Source organism: Sphingomonas sp. Leaf10 (assembly GCF_001421245.1).
Lineage (GTDB): Bacteria > Pseudomonadota > Alphaproteobacteria > Sphingomonadales > Sphingomonadaceae > Sphingomonas.
The window spans coordinates 689319-706362 of record NZ_LMKE01000001.1; the positions used below are offsets into that span (position 1 = coordinate 689319).

Below are 17044 nucleotides of genomic sequence, written 5' to 3' on the forward strand. Positions count from 1 at the left end.
GCTCAGATCCCCTTGGCCAGACGGATGCCGATCGTTCGCGGACGCAGCGTCCCGAACCGGCTGGCGAAAAAGGCTTCGGGGTGGATGTAGGTCACCGAATGGTCGTCGGTCAGGTTTTCGACGTATAGCTGTCCAAACCAGTCGCCGTGGCGCAGCCCGACGCTGGCGTTCAGATTCACATATTCGTCGGTCTCGCCAAAGGTCGGCAGGCGTGCGCGCGGATTGCCCGGCACGTTGGGGAACGAGCTGTTATACGACCCGACATATTGTGCGTTCACCGCGAAGTTGGCGTTCCAGTCAGGCTTCAGGTCGAAGCCGTAGGTGATCGACGACGAACCCTGCAAGCGCGGCGCCGACAGCCGGTGGCCGAGCACCGCGCCCGAAATCGCGGCCTCGGCGGCGGTCAGTTCGGTGATCTTCGCATCGTTATAGGCGGCGTTCAGGCCCAGCACGAGGCCGGTGGTCGGGATCACCGCCATCTCCACCTCGAACCCCTTGCTGCGCGCCGCGCCGACATTGGTCGCGAACTGCACCGAATCCGAGATGCGATTGGCCTGTACCTGGATGTTGCTCCAGTCGATGACATAGGCGGCGGCGTTGATCGTCACCCGCCCGTCGAGCCAGCGCCCCTTGGCGCCAACTTCATAGCTCTTCAGATCGTCGGACGACGCCCCGTCGGGGATCACCAGATCGGACGGATTGACGGTGCTGACCCGGCCGGCAAAGGCATTGACCACCGGCCCGCGATAGCCGGTCGCGAACGTCGCATAGGTCGTGATGTGCTCGACCGGCTTGAAGCTCGCGCTCGCCTTGTACGACGGCTTCGACCCGCGCGCCTCACGCCCCTCGGCGGCGGCATAGGGGGTCAGCGTCAGCGGCCCACGCCGCCCGGTCAGCGCCGCGACGAAATAATTGCTGTTATACCCGCCTGCTTCGGTGAATGCCTGTGCAGTGATCCGGCCATAGCGCATGCCGCCGGTCAGCCAGAATTTGGGCGAGAAGCGGTAGGTAACCTCGCCGAACCCGGCCAGTTCGCGGTTATACTGGTGGGTGAACTGCTTCTGATAATATTGGTCGGGCAGCCCGGTGATGCCGCGCGCCTGCAGGAATGGCAGCGATGAGCGATATTTGAAATCCACGTCGCGCCGCCGGTCGAGATAGAAGCCGCCGACCACGAACTGGAGCGGCCCGTCGAAGGTGGAGGCGAGGCGCGTTTCCTGCACGAACACCTTGTCGAACGCATCGGCGTCCAGCCCGAAGGCGATCGCCCCGCCAAAGGTATTGGCCAGATCGGCATAGAAGCGCTGGTCGAAATCCGAATAGGTGCTGCTGCTGGTCAGCCGTGCGAAATCGAAGTCGTAATCGATCGTCGCGTTCAGGATCGTCTGCTTGCCGGTGAAGCGATCAGGCTGGTCCGATACGCGCTTTTCGCGGCCCAGCGACGGGCTGGTCAGCGACGAGTCCTTGGGGTCGCTATTCTCGTACGACCCCAGGAGCCGCACCGACAGCCGGCTGGTCGGCTTGGCCAACAGGATCACGCGGCCGCCATAATCGATCAGCGTGTTCGAATTCTTCACGCCGGTCCCGACATTGTCGAGATAGCCTTCCTCGTTGCGATAGAAACCGACCGCACGCACCGCCACCTTGTCGTCGACGATCGGCACGTTGACCATCGCGTTGTAGCGCTGGCGGAAGCTGTCCTTGCCGGTCAGACCCAGATCGACCACGGCGGCGGTCCGGACGTCGTTCAGGTCGGGGCTCTTGGTCAGGATGCGCATCGCGCCCGACAGCGATCCCGATCCGAACAGCGTCCCCTGCGGCCCGCGCAGGAATTCGACGCGCTCGACGTCGAACAGATTCGGGTCGACAACGGTGGTGTTGCCGATCGTCGAGACCGGCAGTTCGTCGATATAGACCGCGACCGTGCTTTGCAGGTTCGCGCCATAACCGTTGGTGGCGATGCCGCGCACGGTGAAGTTATTGAAATTCTGGGTCGGGCGATTGAGCACCACGCCCGGCGTCTCGCGCGCGATCCCTTCGAAGCCGACGATGCCTTCGCGGGTCAGTTCGCCCTGCTGGAACGCGGTGACGCTGATCGGCACGTCCTGGATGCGTTCCTCGCGGCGGGTCGCGGTGACGACGATTTCGGCAGAGGGGTCGTCGGCTTCGGCACGGTCGCTGCGGGCGACCTGTCCCGACTGGTCGGACGTCTGCTCGGCCGGCGGTGCCGCCTCCTGCGCAAACGCCGACGACACAGACATAACCGCAAGGGCGCCGGCACATGCCGACGCATACAGGGCAACCCGCATGCTCACTCTCCTGAGCGAAGCCGGCTGTTCGCACCGGTCCTCGATCAGCCAATCATCGCAGGTCCCACGGCAAAGTCAACATTCACTATCGCGACCGTTAGTATTATCACGGCGTGACGGGATAGGTAATTTTGAGCGGATTTACAGTGCTTTACGCTCATCGCAAATCGAACGAAACCCCGCCGCCATGAACCGTGCCATGCGCTGTTTCACCGCAACGAAGTCCTCGGACCGGCACAACCCGCCCGACAATTTGTCGATTCGCCCGGTCCGCGCCAGCGTCAGCATCAGCGCACCGGTAACGAAGTGATATCCCCAGAAGATATCGGTTCGGCTGCAATCGGGCATGGCGCGTTGCAGGATGTCGATCAGCCGCAGGACGACCGGATCGAAATAATCGTCCATCATCTCCGCCCCCCATTCGGGGGTATTCGCAACCTGAGCGCCGAGCGCGGCATAGTTGCGCCAGCCCTCGCCGCCCTGGATATACAGGTCGAGGTCGGTGTCGAGAAACGCCTGCAACACCCCTTCGACGGTGGGGGCATCGCCGGCCGCGCGTTCATAGTCGTCGAGCGCGCGCATACGCGTCTCGCTGGTCACGATCGCACGACGTGCGAAGACCTGATCGAACAACTCTTTCTTGTCGCGGAAATAATAGCTTAGCAGCGTACGGTGCACCCCCACCTGCTGCGCGACATCGGCCAGCGTCACCCCGTACAGCCCGTGTTTCGAAAACAGCGCCTCGGCGACGTCGAGGATCTGTTCGATCATGTCGGCACGTTGTTCGGCCTTGCGCGAGGCCCGTTTGGTCGGTTTGGCGGTCGTCACGCGCCTGTCCTGTCAGCATCGCCGATCCGTCGTCAAGCGCGGTGGATCGAACCACGCCCCTCGCTCGAAGGATGGAAGCTCCGGTACGAGCGCCAATATTTTCCATCGACCGGTGTGCTCGGCCGGTCTGCTAACGATCCGCTAAGCAACGTCGGTTATACGCAATAGCATGTTCGCTTCGCTTTCATTCCGGGTGGCCGCACTGGGGTTCACCGTCGTCGTTGCCGTCGCCGCGCTTGCCGGGTTGATGGTGGATGCGTCTCGGCAGACGCGGCAAAGCTTCGACTGGGTGCAGCATTCCGGCGCCGTGATCGAGATTATTGAGGAAGCGCTGGCGGATCTTCGGAACGCCGAATCCGGTCAGCGCGGCTTCGTGCTGACCCACAACCCCGACTATGCCTCCTCCTTCGCGTCGGCCACCGCCGATGCCGCGGGGAAGATCCGGCAGGTCGTCAACATGACCGGTGACAACCCGGGGCAGAATGCGCGCGCCCGCGAAATCGCCGACCTGATGGCGCAGCGCATCGCCGTCCTCAAGCAGCCGCTCCACCTTGGCCAGCGGGGCGACTTTGTTGGTGCGCTTGCCATCGTTTCGCGGGGCCGCGGCCGGGAATTGATGGATGCCATCGCCGTGCGCGTGGAAGCGTTCCTCGATCAGGAACGTGTCCTTCAGAAAATGCGGCAGGAGGCGACGGAAGAGCGATTGACCATCGGCAAATGGTCCGCCGTGATCGGTGCTGCCATCGTCGCGCTTCTGGCGCTCGTCGGATCGGCGCTGATCGTCCGTGCCATCCGCAAGCCGCTTCATACCATGCTGAAGGCGATGACGCATTTGGGCGATGGCGAACATTCGCGGATTGCGACGACGATGGGGTCGCGCGAATTCGCCCAACTGGCGCGCGGATACAATGCGATGGCCGATCGGCTCGCCGCGGCTGTCGCGGATCAGGCCGGCAGCGAACAGCGCTTGCAGGTCGCGAACACATCGCTCGAGCGGACCGCGGCCACGCTGCGCGATCGCGGCGACGTCATCGAGTTGCTCGGCGGTATGGCGCACCGGATGCAGGCCGCCCGCACCGACGAGGAACTGGCGCAGATCATTCGCGTCTTCGTGCCGCGCGTACTGCCGAACATTCCGGGTGCGCTATATGCTCACAACAACTCCCGCAACCTGCTCGTCCCCGTTGCCGAATGGGGCGATTTCGGCACCGGGTCGGACGGCTTCGCGCCCGATCAATGCTGGGCCTTGCGTCGCGGGCAGGCACACTGGCTGGCCGGAACGGGCGACGACATCGTGTGCGCCCATATCGGGCATGACGAAGCCTATCACTGCGAACCGCTGCTCGCGGGCGGTGAGGTGATCGGCGTCCTGCACCTGCGCGCACAGATCGGTACGGAAAGCCGTTTCCGATTGACCGTGCTTGCCGAGAATATCGCATCCGCCCTGGTCAACCATCGCCTGCAACGTAGCCTGCGCGAACAGACCATCCGCGACCCGCTGACCGGGCTGTTCAATCGGCGCTATATGGAAGAGGCGATGACGATCGAGATCGCGCGGACCGCACGTTCGGGCGCGCCGCTCAGCCTCGTCATGTGCGATGTCGACCACTTCAAGCGCTTCAACGACGACCATGGTCATGATGCCGGCGACGCCGTTCTGCAGGCCGTGGCCGCCGAAATGAAGAAGCGTTTCCGCGATGGCGACGTCGTATGCCGCTTCGGCGGTGAGGAATTCACCGTCATCGCACCGGGAACCTCGTCGGAGGCGCTGATGAACCGGGTCGAATCCGTGCGACAGGCCATCGCCGAACTCAGCATCCGTCAGAACGGCCGTACGTTAGGCGCGATCAGCATGTCGTTCGGCATCGCCACTTGGAACGATACGATGACCAGGGACGGTTCGTCGCTGATCCAGGCCGCTGACGCGGCACTGTACCAGGCCAAACGCGAGGGCCGGAATCGGGCCAATGTCTATCGATTGGCCGCTTGAGAGCCGACTGATCAGCGGAGGTTGGCCCCATGGGCAATAAGAGCCGCGTCGGCGCCACCTCCTGATCCCAGCAACCTCCGCCGCGAAAGGGATGCCGGCGAACCACTGTTTCGGGTAGCGCCGGCCGTCGCCTCTCTGCCCCTTGCCTGTCCGTTCACCGCGAAGGACGTCGCGTTTCGGACGCAGGTTCGCCAATGGCTCCAAACCCGGAACGATCGGGCGAAAATGGCGGACGCATCCGTGATTCCAGTATGTTGCCGGCATGCAATGATGGACGGACCCAGATATTTTGCCGAAAAACCGGCTTTCGCGCGCTAGCTTTTCCCAAAACGATACGCATCGAATAGAAATGATCGCCTTCGCTGCCGATCGGTAACTATCTAAGCCGGCCTATTTCCCCGCTTAATATTCAGCGCATCACCATGAAGACGCAAGCGTTTCGCGCCCAATGTGTCGAAGTGGGAATGATTGCCATATTGATGCCGGCAAAGGCGGAAAATATACGATCCCCCAACAGGGGATAGCGATGAACCGATGGATGAAAACCGCGCTTAGCGGAATGATGGCGCTCACAATGATAGGGGCGGCACCGGATGCGGCACGACCCGAACGCGGCGGGCTGTCTCCGTATTTGAACGGGTTGGTGGACCAATCGGGCCGACCGATCGCGCCGGGACGCTTCGCGGGCAAATTCGTCCTCGTCAATTTCATCTTCACCGGCTGTGGATCGACCTGCCCGATCCAGATGGCCGAGTTAACCAAGTTCGACCGGTCGCTGCCGCCCGCGATCCGGGCGAAGCTGGCGCTGCTGTCGATCAGCGTCGATCCGGCCAACGACACGCCGCGCCGCCTCGCTACCTATGCGCGCACCTTCGACGTTGATGGACGGCGCTGGTCGCTGGCGACCGGCCGGCCAGCCGACATATTGCGCATTACCCGCGCCTTTGCCGCGATGCGGCCGGGCAGCGGCGACTGCAACTTTCATAGCAGCGAGGTGCGGCTGTTCGATCCGCAGCAGCGGATGATCCAGCGCTATGCCGCCGCCCCGCTCGCCGAACGACAGTTGCGCGCCGACCTGACCGCGCTCGCCACCCGATCCTGATCCCAGAATTCGAACCAGAGGCCATCATGACCAACGCTCTCGTCCGCCCCCGTTACCGCCGCTTTGCCGCTGCGTTGCGTGCGGCCGTCGTCGCCGGCACCGCCCTGACGGCGACGCTGCCGATCGCTGCCCATGCGCAGCAGGCGGTGTATCCGGTCGTCGTCCCGAACGATCCCGATCCGTTGCTCACCAATCTGAACATTCCCGCCGACGCCGCGCGCGGGCATGTGGTCGGCCAAAACGAATTGGCCGATCATCCCGATCCATGCGACGCTGCTGCCCGATGGTCGCGTCCTGACGTTCGGCACCCCGCCCGGCGGCAATGCGCAGGATGGACGCCAGCTGGTGTTCTGGAACCCGCGCAGGGGGCTGGACGGGTCGGCGTTCCAGATACTGCCGAACGCGCAAAGCGTCGACAGCTTCTGTGGCACCGCCACGCTGTTGTCGGACGGCAATCTCCTGACGTCGGGCGGCGCATCCTATTCGACCGGCTATTCGAGTCGCGAGAGCATGGTGCTTGACTGGCGCACGTCCGAAGCGAAGCGCGACTACGACCTTACTGCACAGCGCTGGTACGGCACGATGACCAAGCTGCCCGATGGTCGCGCGATCATCACCGGCGGCGGCGCACCCTATGCCGATGCCAATCCCGGCCGGCCCGACGCCGCCAACGACATTTCCTCGACCCCCGAAATCTACCTGCCGGGTCAGGACTGGCGCAGCATGGTCGGCGCGTACAGCACCGATGCGTTCGGGGCGAAGAATACCCGGTGGTGGTATCCGCGCCAATGGGTGACGCCCACCGGCACGCTGTTCGGCATCTCGACCGAAAAAATGTGGGAAATGAAACTCGACGGTAACGGTTCGATCCGGACGATTGGGGATTTCAAGACCATTCCGAACAACGATACGAAACCTAATACCGGCGCGACGTCGACGGCGGTGATGTACGACACCGGCAAGATCCTGCAGGTCGGGGGCAACGGCTTCCATCCCGGCTGGCACACCCCGTCGAGCGCGGCGGCGACGATCTTCGACATCACCCAGATCGGTTCGGGCCGGGTCGCAGTCACCGAGACGGCGCCGATGGCGTTCCCGCGGCAATGGCCGAATTCGGTGGTACTGCCGAACGGGCATGTGCTGGTGACCGGTGGATCGCGCTGGAACAACGATGCGGGCGATAACAACGTCAACGTCGTCTATGCGGCGGAGACGTGGAACCCGGCCACCGGACGCTGGACGACGGGCGCATCGAACACGGCCTATCGCGGCTATCATTCGATCACCGCCCTGCTGCCGAACGGCGCGGTGCTGGGCGGTGGCGGCGACCAGCTGAACGGCGAAATCTATTATCCCGCCTATCTGTTCGCGCAGAACGGCAACGGATCGGTACTGGCACAGCGGCCGCGGATCGTCAGACTGACGACCGTCACCGCCGGGTACAACCAGTCGATCGACGTGCAGACCGCGACCGGTGACGACGTCCGCGAAGTCTCGCTGATCGCGGTCGGTTCGACCACGCACGGGTTCGATTCCAACCAGCGCCGCATGACGCTGCCGTTCACGAAGAACGCCAACGGGCTGACCGTCGCCATGCCGACGTCGGACAATCTCGCACCGCCGGGCTATTACCTGTTGTCCACGGTCAATACCGCGGGCGTGCCGTCGGTCGGCACGATCATCGCCATCGCCGCCGCAGCTCCCGCCATGCCGGCACAACCCGTCACCGTGGCACAACCGGTGCGGACGCTGGTGGAAGGTTCGGCGATCAAGATGGATACGCCCAATTGGGCCGGCTATTTCCTGCGCCACACCGGTTTCGAAGGATGGGTGTCGAAGATTGACGCGACCAGCCCGGAGGTCGCGCGGATGGATGCGTCGTTCATCGTTCGCAAGTGGCGCGCCGACGCGAACTGCTATTCGTTCGAATCCGCCAACTATCCGGGCAGGTTCCTGCAGCATTACAATTTCCAGACCTATCTGCGCGGCGACAATGACGAGGGTGGCCGCCGTGCCCAGACCTTCTGCGCACGCCCGGCGCTGAACGGCAGTGCCAATGCCAACGACATCTCGTTCGAGGCGCTGACGCATCCGGGCTATTATCTGCGCCACAACAACTTCCGCGTGAAGCTGATGCAGAACACCTCCGCGCCTGCCGACGGGACGTGGCGGGTCAGCGGCGCGGGTGTCGTCGCCGGCAGCGAGACCGCGCTGGAATCGGTCTCCTTCCCCGGTTACCTGATCCGGCATCGCGACTATAAGGGCTATATCTCGCAGATCGGGAAGAACAGTTCGATTTCTGAAAAGCTTGACGCGACGTTCGTCGTGCGCCCGGGACTGGCCGACAGCAGCTGCGTGTCACTGGAATCGAAATATTTTGCCAATTACTATCTGCGGCACCAGAATTTCGAGATCCGGTTGATGCCGCGCGATGCCAGCCGCGATCGCGACGCCACCTTCTGCCCACGACGTGCGCAGAACGGGTCGACCGACATGGGCGTGGTGTCGCTCGAATCGCTATAGTGGCCGGGCTATTTCATCCGCCACGGCAATTTCCAGCTTTACATTGCCAGGGACGATGGTTCGGTCTTCCACAAACCGGACAGCAGCCATGTCGTGAAGCAGCCGCCGCGCTGACGACCGCGCTGCATTAACTATGTCAAAACTCCGGCGGCATAGACCGTGTTGGAGGGCGAACGGATTCGCCGCCGGGGATGACGATGCGAAATGCTGCTGGAATGAAGGCCGGGTTGCGACGGTTGCGGGCGGGAGCCATCGCGCTTGCCGCCGTGGCCGCATCGCCGGCGCAGGCACAGATGGCGGGCGATCCCGCCGGATCGGGCGCGATCGTCGGCGCGGTGCAGTGGGTGCAGGGCACGCTGATGGGCACCGTCGCCACGACGATGGCGGTAATCGCCGTCGCCTTTGTCGGGCTGATGATGCTGACCGGCCGCATGAACTGGCGCCACGGCGCGGCGGTGATCGTCGGCTGCTTCGTGCTGTTCGGTGCGGCGAGCATCGTCGCCGGCATCCAGTCGACCGCGCAAGCCGGCTACTGACCCACGCCATGGATGCGCTACGCAGCGATCCGTTATTCGTCGCGGTGACGCGGCCGACCATGCTGGCGGGCGTCCCTTATGGCTTCATGATCGGCAACGCGATCGTGATGCTCGAACTGTTCCTGATTTTCCGGTCGCCGCTGGTCGTGCTGGTCGCGGCCGTCGCACATGGTGCGTGCTGGCTGGGGTGCCTGCACGAACCGCGGCTGGTCGACCTGTGGCTGGTTCGCGTCCGGCGCTGTCCCCGCGTCAAGAATTACGGGTCGTGGCGATGCAACTCCTATCGCCCATAGCCGGCAAGGCCGCCGCCAGCCGCGAACGCTCGGCGGGCAGCATGCTGCCCTATGCCGCGCAGATCGATCCGCATACCGTGCTGTTGCGCGACGGCCGGCTGATGCAGGTGCTACGGCTCGACGGGTTCCTGTTCGAAACCGCCGACAGCGCCGAAATCGACTATCGCAAGGAACTGCGCGATGCGGTGCTGCGCGCGATCGGATCGTCGCGCTTCGCGGTCTATCACCATGTGCTGCGGCGGCGGGTCAGCCCCGAACTGCCCGGTGCGTTTCCCGACGGATTTTCGCAGAGCGTCGAATCGATCTGGCGCGAGCGGCAGGCGCGGCGCGCACTGTTCGCCAACGACCTGTATCTCGCCATCCTGCGCGCCCCCGAAACCGGGCCGCGTGGGCTGGGCGGCTGGCTGAACCGGCGGCTGGCCAAGGGTGAGGCGCGCGTCGCCGAACGCATGGCGGAGGTCCGCGCGCTCGACGCCGCGCGCGACGCGCTGGTCAGCGCACTGTCGCTCTACGGCCCGCACCTGCTTGGCAGCTACGACACGCCCGAGGGACCGGGATCGCAGTCGCTCGAGTATCTGGCAGCGCTGTACAATGGCGAACGGATGCGGGTGCGGCTGCCGCATGGCGATGTCGGCGAACATCTGCCGGCGCGGCGGGTCAGCTTCGGCGCGCAGACGCTGGAACTGTCGCCTTTGGGCCATGCCGGGCGCCGCTTCACCGGCATCGTGTCGATCAAGGATTATCCGGGGCAGACCGCCGCAGGGATGCTCGACAGCCTCTACCGCCTGCCGGTCGAGATGACCGTTACCCAGAGTTTCGGCTTCGTCGATCGTCCGGCGACGCTGTCGCGGCTGAACCTGACGCTGCGGCGGATGAAGGCGGCCGATGACGAGGCCATCGGGCTGCGCGACGAACTGGTCGAGGCGCGCGATGCGGTGGCGTCGGGCCGTGCCGGCTTCGGCACGCACCATCTGACGATCGCGGTCCATGGCGACAGCCCGGCGGCGGTCGATGCCGCGGTGGCCGATGTGCAGGCGGGGCTGACCGACCTGGCCATGGTCGCGGTGCGCGAGGATGTCGGGCTGGAGCCGGCCTTCTGGGCACAGTTTCCTGGTAACGAGGCGTTCGTGGCGCGCGGTGCGCTGGTCTCCACCCGCAACTTCGCCAGCCTGGCGAGCTGGCACAGCTTTCCCGTGGGCCGGGCGGCGGGCAACCATTGGGGGCCGGCGATCGCGTTGCTGGAGACGACGGCGGCAGGCCCCTATCATTTCAACTTCCATCAGGGCGATCTGGGCAACTTCACCGTCATCGGGCCATCGGGGTCGGGCAAGACGGTGGTGCTCAATTTCCTGCTGGCACAGGCCCAGCGGCTGGCACCGCGCGTGGTATTCTTCGACAAGGATCGCGGGGCGGAGCCGTTCCTGCGCGCGATCGGCGGCAATTACGACGTGCTGCGGCCGGGGCGCCCGTCGGGCCTGAACCCGTTGCTGCTAGACGATACGAGCGAGAATCGCCGGTTCCTGATCGACTGGATCGCGCAACTGGTCGGCGGCGGCCGGGCGCTGTCGACCGAGGACGCGGCGCAGATCGAACGGGCGGTCGCCACCAACATGAACGCCGCGCCGCATCTCCGCCGGCTCGGTACCTTCGCTCAGTTGTTGCGCGGTGGCGCGCGGCCACATGCCGACGATCTCGCCGCGCGGCTGGCACCGTGGATCGGCAGCGGGGAACATGCCTGGCTGTTCGACAATGCCGCCGATACGCTTGGCATCGATGCACGCGTGCTGGGGTTCGACATGACCCGGCTGCTCGACGATCCGCGCACGCGTACCCCGGCGATGATGTACCTGTTCCACCGGGTCGAGGAACGGCTGGACGGAACGCCGACGATCATCGTCGTCGATGAGGGGTGGAAGGCGCTGGACGACGACGTGTTCGTCGCGCGCATCCGCGACTGGGAAAAGACGATCCGAAAGCGCAACGGCATCGTCGGCTTCGCGACGCAGAGCGCCGAAGATGCGCTGAACAGCCGCATCGCCTCGGCGATCGTCGATCAGGCGGCGACCCGAATCTTCATGTCCAATCCGCGCGCCAAGGCAGAGCATTATTGCCAGGGCTTCGGCCTGACCGCGCATGAGTTCGAGATCATCCGCGCCCTGCCCGACACCAGCCGCGCGTTCCTGATCAAACATGGCCGCGACAGCGTCGTCGCGCAGTTGGACCTGTCGGGCGAACGCGACCTGCTGACCATCCTGTCGGGGCGCGAGACGACGGTGCGGGCGCTCGACCGGGTCCGGTCGCGGGTCGGCGACGATCCGCTGCACTGGGTACCCGAATTGCTGGCGGCGGTTGCATGAGCGCGTGCGGCAGCGTCGACCCGCGCGTCGTGGTCGCCAGCCTGATCGGCGTGGCCGATTGCCAGGCGGCGTCGCTGGGTAGCGACGGGTGGCGTGCGCTTGCGACCAGCCCGTTGTTCACCGGCGTACTGACCGGGCTGCTGATGATCGCGGTGGCGTGGCATGGCTATCGGTTGCTGGCGGTGGGTGCCGGGGGCACGTTGCTGCCGGTCGATGCCGTCGCATTGCTGGTGCGGATCGGGATCGTCGTTGCCTTGACCACCAGCTGGTCGGCCTATGACCGGCTGATTTACCGCGTCGCGACCGAAGGCCCGGCGGAGATCGCCCAGGCGACCTTTCCGGCGGCGGGGATCGAGACGGCGGCACTCGCGACGCGGTTGCAGAATGCCTATGACGCGATCGAGGTGACGCCGGAGGAAAAGCTGGCGCGCATGACCGCGGCGCAAGGAACGGAAGCGCGCCCGGCGGTGAACCCCGAACTGTCGGCGAGTGCGGGTCCGCCCGGAAGCGACCGCAATGCCGCGGCGACCGTGCTGCTCATCAGCGGTGCGGGATCGTGGATCGCCGCGCGCTTCGCCACCGCGCTGCTCCTCGCGCTCGGTCCGATCGCGATTGCGGCGATGCTGTTCGAAACGACGGCGGGGCTGTGCATCGGCTGGCTGCGGGCGCTGATCGGAACGGCGCTGGCCGGGCTGGTCATCCCACTCGCGCTCGCGCTCGAACTGCAGATGATCGAGGGGCCGGTCCGCGCGGCGCTGCGTGCGGGCAGCGAGGAGATACCGGGACTGGCACCGATCGTATGGAGCTTCGTGCTGGTGATTGCTGCGCTGGTCTTCGTCGCGCAGCGGATGGCCGGCGGCATCCGCCTGCCCCGCTTGCGGATCGCCCCCCGTGCGCCTGCCGACGCCGCCATGCCGCCCGCCGTCGCGAAACCGACGCCGTCGCCGGGCGATCGGACCATCACCCTGACGCCGGTGTCCGCCCCGTCGCGCGCACTCGCCATCGCCCGCGCAGCCGAGATGCGGTCGGAGCGCGGGCGCGACATCGCGGTATCGGCCGGCGCCGCCGCCGCTAACCGCAACGTCACCGTCGACATACCCCGCCCGTCGCGCGGCAACGTGCTGGCCGCCGATGCCGGCCGCCTTACCGCCGGTCGCCGCACGATCGGCAGCGAACAGTTGAGAACCGCATGACCACTCCGCCCGATTCCACCTATTTCGACATTGCGCGAAGCTGGGCCGACGAACGCGACCGGGCCGGTGCCCAGTCGCGCCGCATCGCCTGGACGATCGCGCTGATCGCCTGTGCCGTCGCGCTGCTGGAGGCGGTCGCGCTGGCGCTGGCGATGCCGCTGAAGACGGTGGAGCCGATCGCGGTGCTGGTCGACCGCACGACCGGCAACGTCCAGCGCGTCGACCTGAACCAGCCGCAGATGCTGGCCGCCAACGAAGCGTTGCAGCAATCGCTGCTGGCGCAATATGTCGTTGCCCGCGAAGGGTTCGATCCGGTCGGCATCCGCCAGAGTTATCGCAAGGTCGCATTGTGGTCCGATAGACAGGCGCGGTCGAGCTATGTCGCCGGCATGGCGCAGAACCCGCCCGCCGCGCGACTGGCGCAGGGGCGGCGCGACATCGCACTGGCGGCGACGATCCGGAGCGTGTCGATGCTGTCGGCGGGCACCGCGCTGGTCCGGTTTGACGTGGCGCGGATCGGCTATGACGGGCAGCGCAGCGACGTGCGCCCCTATGTCGCGACGATCGCCTTCGGCTATCGCGGTCAGCCGATGCGGATCGAGGACCGGTTCGACAACCCGCTCGGCTTCGTCGTGCAGCGCTACCGCGTCGATGCGGAGGCGCCCCCGCCCGCGAGTGCCAATCCGTGAGGGCCGCCGCTTGCGTATTCACGCTGCTGTTCGCGCCTCCGGCGGTCGCTCAAGGCGATCCGCGCCTGCGCAGCGTTCCCTACGTCGCCGAGGCGGTGACCGTGCTGAAAGTCGTGCCGGGCTTCGTCGCGACGGTGGTGCTCAGCCCCGACGAACAGGTCGAGAGCATCGCCGTCGGCAACAGCGCAGCCTGGGAAGTGACGGCGAGCAAGAGCGGCGACCATCTGTTCGTCCGTCCGCTGACGCCTGGGGTCACCACCAATGTCGAGGTCGTGACCGACACCCGCCATTACAGCCTGTTGCTGCAATCGACCGTCGAGGGAGATCCGGAGGCGACGTTCCAGTTGCGCTTCGACACCGCCCCCGCGGCGGCACCCGCGGCCGAACCGGTCCGCGCGGTCGGGATGCCGGGGCGCTATCGGCTGTCGGGCAGTCGGCTCGCCCGGCCGGTCGCAATCAGCGACGATGGTGAGCGGACGCAGTTGATGTTCGATGCCAGCGCGACGCTGCCCGCCATCTACGCCCGCGATGCGCAGGGGCATGAGACGCTGGTGTCGATGCGTCGCGATCAGGACGTGTGGGTCATCGACCGCGTCTGGCCGCGCTATGTCTTTCGGCTGGGCGCCGCCACCGCCGAGGCAAAGCGGGTTACCCAATGACCGATCCCGCAAAACCGCCCGCGACCGAAAGCGACTGCCGCCCGCAGGTCGCGCTGCCACCTGGCGGCGTGCCGGTCTGGGCGATCGGGGTCGCGGCGGGCGCGATCGGGCTGGCGATGCTGCTGACCCTGAACGCGCATCGTGATCGGCTGACCGTCGCGATGCCGGTCGAGGATGCGCCGCGATCGGTGCCGACGATGCCGCGCGCGCTCGCCGGATCGGCGGCGGCGCTGCTCGACCGGCCCGACAGCATCGATCGCGGACCGAGCTTTGCGCGGGTCGAGAACGTTCCGCCGCCCTTTTCCGAACCGCTGCCCTATCGCAGCGCCCCGGCGCCGTTCGCCGCGCCCGTCGGAGGCCCGCCCCGCCCCGCCGCCGCACCATCGTCGGGAGGCAGTTTCGAAGGACCGCGCGGCACCGTGACCTTTCCAACCGAACCGATGCCGGGCGCGCCGGTACCGGGCGGCGGCTTTTCCGGCGGCCCCCGGTCGAATGTCGGCGGGGGATCGGCGATCGTCTTCGACGGCAGCGCACCCGCCGCGACCGACGACAAGCCGCTGGGCGAAGGGGCCGCGCGCGCCACGATCATCCGCAACCGGGCGGCGGTGGTCGCACAGGGCGAATTGCTGCCCGCCACGCTGGAGACGCCGGTCAATTCGCAGCGACCGGGGCCGATCCGCGCGGTCGTGTCGCGCGACGTGCGCGGTTTCGACGGCGGGCGGGTGCTGATCCCGCGCGGCAGTCGGCTGATCGGCGAATATCGCGCCGATCCGTCGGCTGGCAAGCGGCGCATCCTCGCCAACTGGACCCGGCTGATCCGGCCCGACGGGGTTGCGATCCGGATCGATTCCCCGGCCGCAGACGCCATGGGCGGAACCGGCATTCCGGGGAAGGTCGACACCCATTTCCTCGCCCGCTTCGCCAATTCGGCGCTGCAATCGGCGTTGCAGATCGGCGTCAATCTCGCCTCGCGCGCGGGCGACGGGTCGGTCATCATCGGCAATACGCCGCAGGTGGCGGGCGTGACCGGACAGACGATCATCCCCGGTGCCGACGAACCCCCAACCGTCACCGTGCGCGCAGGGGCGCCGATATCGGTGTTCGTCGCCCGCGACCTCGACTTTTCGGGTGTCCCGGTGACGCGATGATCGAACAGCCGATCGTCGCCGATTATCTGGCGACCTTCCTCGCGCCGATCGCGTCGCTGCTCGCCCAGCGCGACGTTACCGACCTGTACGTCAATGGCAGCGGCGCGGCGTGGGTCGAACGCAGCGGCGGCACCGTCGAACGGTACGACCTGCCGACGCTGACCGAGGACTGGCTGTAGCAGCTGTCCGAACAGATGGCGCGCGCATCGCATCAGGGGATCAGCCGCGCCGAACCGCTATTGTCGGCGACGCTGCCCAGCGGCATCCGCGTACAGGTGGTCGCGCCCCCGGCGACACGGACCGGTTTTGCGATCGCGTTCCGACGGCAGGTCGTCAGCGATTTCCGCCTCGCCGATCTGGCGGCGGCACGGATGTTCGACGACGTCGTCGGCGCCGATGACGACCCCTATGCCGAACTGAACGCGCTCCATGCCGCCGGTCGTTATGCAGAGTTCCTGGCGGCAGCGGTCGTGCAGCGCAAGACGATCGTCGTGTCGGGCGGCACCGCCAGCGGCAAGACGACGTTCGTCAACGCGCTGCTGCGCGAGGTGCCGATGCACGAACGGCTGGTGACGATCGAGGACAGCGCCGAACTCGACGTCGCCCATGCCAATGCCGTCGGGCTGATCGCGACACGCGGGCGGCTGGGCGAAAGTGGTGTCGGGCCGGAGGAATTGTTGCAGGCGGCGTTGCGCCTGCGCCCCGACCGCGTCCTGTTGGGCGAGATCCGGGGCAGCGAAGCGCTGACCTTCCTCCACGCGATCAACAGCGGCCATCCCGGATCGATGACCACCGTCCATGCCGACAGCCCGGCCCGCGCCATCGATCAGATCGCGATGCTGGCGGCACAGGGCGGCGCAAAGATCGACGCCCTTGCGCTGCGCGACTATGCCGCGCGGCTGATCGATATCGTCGTGCAGCTCGACCGGACCCCGGCCGGGCGGCGGGTGCGATCGATCCTGTGGCGCGGGGGTTGATCCAATTGATTGACGTTCGCCGCCGCATCCGCTTCCCTTGATCCAAAGGGTTAGGGTGAGGAAGCGATGAAATACAGGACGGACCGGCGATCGATTCTCGCAGGGGCGGCGACTGCCGGTGTGGCACTCGCCAGTGGCAATGCGGGTGCGCAGGCACGGACGGCGACCACGACGCCGGAATTCTACGAACTGCGGACCTACCATCTGCTCGACGGAGCGATGAAGCAGCGGTTCGACGCGTATATGGAGCAGGGCTTCATTCCGGCCGCACGTCGCGCGGGGGCCGGACCGGTCGGCGTATTCGGCGTGGCGATCGGTCCGGGCAGTCCTGGCGTGCATGTGCTGATAGCGCATCGTTCGGTCGCCGATATGGTGGCGCTGCCGGACAAGCTGGCGGCCGATGCGGTCTATCGGCAGGCCGCCGCCGCCTTTGTGGCTGC

The 17044-nt window shown here is 66.2% G+C and carries 16 protein-coding genes and 1 pseudogene; 15 read left to right on the plus strand and 2 right to left on the minus strand.

All coding sequences use genetic code 11. The annotated features are described in order from the left end of the window. Window positions 1-2 precede the first annotated feature (2 nt). Window positions 3-2309, minus strand: a complete 2307-nt coding sequence (locus ASE59_RS03240) for a TonB-dependent receptor (RefSeq protein ID WP_056451881.1) — start codon at window positions 2307-2309, stop codon at window positions 3-5. A 141-nt stretch (window positions 2310-2450) separates the two neighbouring features. Beyond that, window positions 2451-3080, minus strand: coding sequence for a TetR/AcrR family transcriptional regulator (locus ASE59_RS03245; RefSeq protein WP_056452791.1), 630 nt, complete (start codon window positions 3078-3080; stop codon window positions 2451-2453). A gap of 304 nt (window positions 3081-3384) precedes the next feature. Here ASE59_RS03245 and ASE59_RS20960 point away from each other — a divergent pair. The 15 genes and pseudogenes from ASE59_RS20960 to ASE59_RS03305 form a co-directional block, all read left to right on the plus strand. Continuing rightward, window positions 3385-3765, plus strand: a pseudogene (locus ASE59_RS20960) (CHASE3 domain-containing protein); the annotation flags it as partial. Between the two features lie 195 nt (window positions 3766-3960). Beyond that, window positions 3961-5127 carry a sensor domain-containing diguanylate cyclase gene (locus ASE59_RS20965; protein WP_321163215.1) on the plus strand — a complete coding sequence of 389 codons (1167 nt, stop codon included), beginning with the start codon at window positions 3961-3963 and terminating at the stop codon, window positions 5125-5127. 538 nt (window positions 5128-5665) lie between these two features. Beyond that, the gene (locus tag ASE59_RS03255) at window positions 5666-6229 is read left to right on the plus strand and encodes an SCO family protein (RefSeq protein WP_162235263.1); all 564 of its coding nucleotides are present in this window, start codon (window positions 5666-5668) and stop codon (window positions 6227-6229) included. A 225-nt stretch (window positions 6230-6454) separates the two neighbouring features. Further along, entirely contained in the window at window positions 6455-8752 is a 2298-nt protein-coding gene (locus ASE59_RS03260; RefSeq protein ID WP_056451886.1) for an AbfB domain-containing protein, read from the plus strand. A gap of 15 nt (window positions 8753-8767) precedes the next feature. Then, window positions 8768-8866, plus strand: a complete 99-nt coding sequence (locus ASE59_RS21015; protein WP_156359875.1) for a hypothetical protein — start codon at window positions 8768-8770, stop codon at window positions 8864-8866. Between the two features lie 101 nt (window positions 8867-8967). Then, on the plus strand, window positions 8968-9288 hold the full coding sequence (locus ASE59_RS03265) for a TrbC/VirB2 family protein (protein ID WP_056451887.1): 321 nt from the start codon (window positions 8968-8970) through the stop codon (window positions 9286-9288). Window positions 9289-9296: 8 nt separating this feature from the next. Next, window positions 9297-9581 carry a type IV secretion system protein VirB3 gene (locus tag ASE59_RS03270; RefSeq protein WP_056451891.1) on the plus strand — a complete coding sequence of 95 codons (285 nt, stop codon included), beginning with the start codon at window positions 9297-9299 and terminating at the stop codon, window positions 9579-9581. Next, entirely contained in the window at window positions 9560-11938 is a 2379-nt protein-coding gene (locus ASE59_RS03275) for a VirB4 family type IV secretion system protein (protein ID WP_056451893.1), read from the plus strand. Before ASE59_RS03270 ends, ASE59_RS03275 begins: the two co-directional genes overlap by 22 nt. Further along, entirely contained in the window at window positions 11935-13131 is a 1197-nt protein-coding gene (locus tag ASE59_RS03280) for a type IV secretion system protein (protein ID WP_056451895.1), read from the plus strand. Before ASE59_RS03275 ends, ASE59_RS03280 begins: the two co-directional genes overlap by 4 nt. Beyond that, window positions 13128-13820 carry a virB8 family protein gene (locus ASE59_RS03285; protein ID WP_082458049.1) on the plus strand — a complete coding sequence of 231 codons (693 nt, stop codon included), beginning with the start codon at window positions 13128-13130 and terminating at the stop codon, window positions 13818-13820. The genes ASE59_RS03280 and ASE59_RS03285 overlap by 4 nt, the downstream gene beginning before the upstream one ends. Next, window positions 13817-14479 (plus strand): TrbG/VirB9 family P-type conjugative transfer protein, encoded by a 663-nt coding sequence (locus ASE59_RS03290; RefSeq protein WP_056451898.1) that lies wholly within the window; start codon window positions 13817-13819, stop codon window positions 14477-14479. Before ASE59_RS03285 ends, ASE59_RS03290 begins: the two co-directional genes overlap by 4 nt. Then, window positions 14476-15627 (plus strand): TrbI/VirB10 family protein, encoded by a 1152-nt coding sequence (locus ASE59_RS03295; RefSeq protein ID WP_056451900.1) that lies wholly within the window; start codon window positions 14476-14478, stop codon window positions 15625-15627. Before ASE59_RS03290 ends, ASE59_RS03295 begins: the two co-directional genes overlap by 4 nt. Further along, window positions 15624-15806, plus strand: a complete 183-nt coding sequence (locus ASE59_RS20535; protein WP_235515621.1) for a hypothetical protein — start codon at window positions 15624-15626, stop codon at window positions 15804-15806. The genes ASE59_RS03295 and ASE59_RS20535 overlap by 4 nt, the downstream gene beginning before the upstream one ends. A 15-nt stretch (window positions 15807-15821) precedes the next feature. Continuing rightward, window positions 15822-16604 (plus strand): P-type DNA transfer ATPase VirB11, encoded by a 783-nt coding sequence (virB11, locus tag ASE59_RS03300; protein WP_235515622.1) that lies wholly within the window; start codon window positions 15822-15824, stop codon window positions 16602-16604. Between the two features lie 66 nt (window positions 16605-16670). Next, window positions 16671-17044 (plus strand): NIPSNAP family protein (locus ASE59_RS03305; protein WP_200913143.1); only part of this gene is annotated, 374 nt, incomplete at its 3' end.

Excerpts from the sequence above, each read along its gene's own strand:
- ASE59_RS03285 (WP_082458049.1), top strand. The coding sequence starts at position 13,128 with ATGACCACTCCGCCCGATTCCACCTATTTCGACATTGCGCGAAGCTGG.
- ASE59_RS03275 (WP_056451893.1), top strand. The coding sequence starts at position 9,560 with ATGCAACTCCTATCGCCCATAGCCGGCAAGGCCGCCGCCAGCCGCGAA.
- ASE59_RS03295 (WP_056451900.1), top strand. The coding sequence starts at position 14,476 with ATGACCGATCCCGCAAAACCGCCCGCGACCGAAAGCGACTGCCGCCCG.
- ASE59_RS03255 (WP_162235263.1), top strand. The coding sequence starts at position 5,666 with ATGAAAACCGCGCTTAGCGGAATGATGGCGCTCACAATGATAGGGGCG.
- ASE59_RS03260 (WP_056451886.1), top strand. The coding sequence starts at position 6,455 with ATGTGGTCGGCCAAAACGAATTGGCCGATCATCCCGATCCATGCGACG.
- ASE59_RS03240 (WP_056451881.1), bottom strand. The coding sequence starts at position 2,309 with ATGCGGGTTGCCCTGTATGCGTCGGCATGTGCCGGCGCCCTTGCGGTT.
- virB11 (WP_235515622.1), top strand. The coding sequence starts at position 15,822 with ATGGCGCGCGCATCGCATCAGGGGATCAGCCGCGCCGAACCGCTATTG.
- ASE59_RS03270 (WP_056451891.1), top strand. The coding sequence starts at position 9,297 with ATGGATGCGCTACGCAGCGATCCGTTATTCGTCGCGGTGACGCGGCCG.
- ASE59_RS20535 (WP_235515621.1), top strand. The coding sequence starts at position 15,624 with ATGATCGAACAGCCGATCGTCGCCGATTATCTGGCGACCTTCCTCGCG.
- ASE59_RS03265 (WP_056451887.1), top strand. The coding sequence starts at position 8,968 with ATGAAGGCCGGGTTGCGACGGTTGCGGGCGGGAGCCATCGCGCTTGCC.
- ASE59_RS03245 (WP_056452791.1), bottom strand. The coding sequence starts at position 3,080 with ATGATCGAACAGATCCTCGACGTCGCCGAGGCGCTGTTTTCGAAACAC.
- ASE59_RS03280 (WP_056451895.1), top strand. The coding sequence starts at position 11,935 with ATGAGCGCGTGCGGCAGCGTCGACCCGCGCGTCGTGGTCGCCAGCCTG.
- ASE59_RS20965 (WP_321163215.1), top strand. The coding sequence starts at position 3,961 with ATGACGCATTTGGGCGATGGCGAACATTCGCGGATTGCGACGACGATG.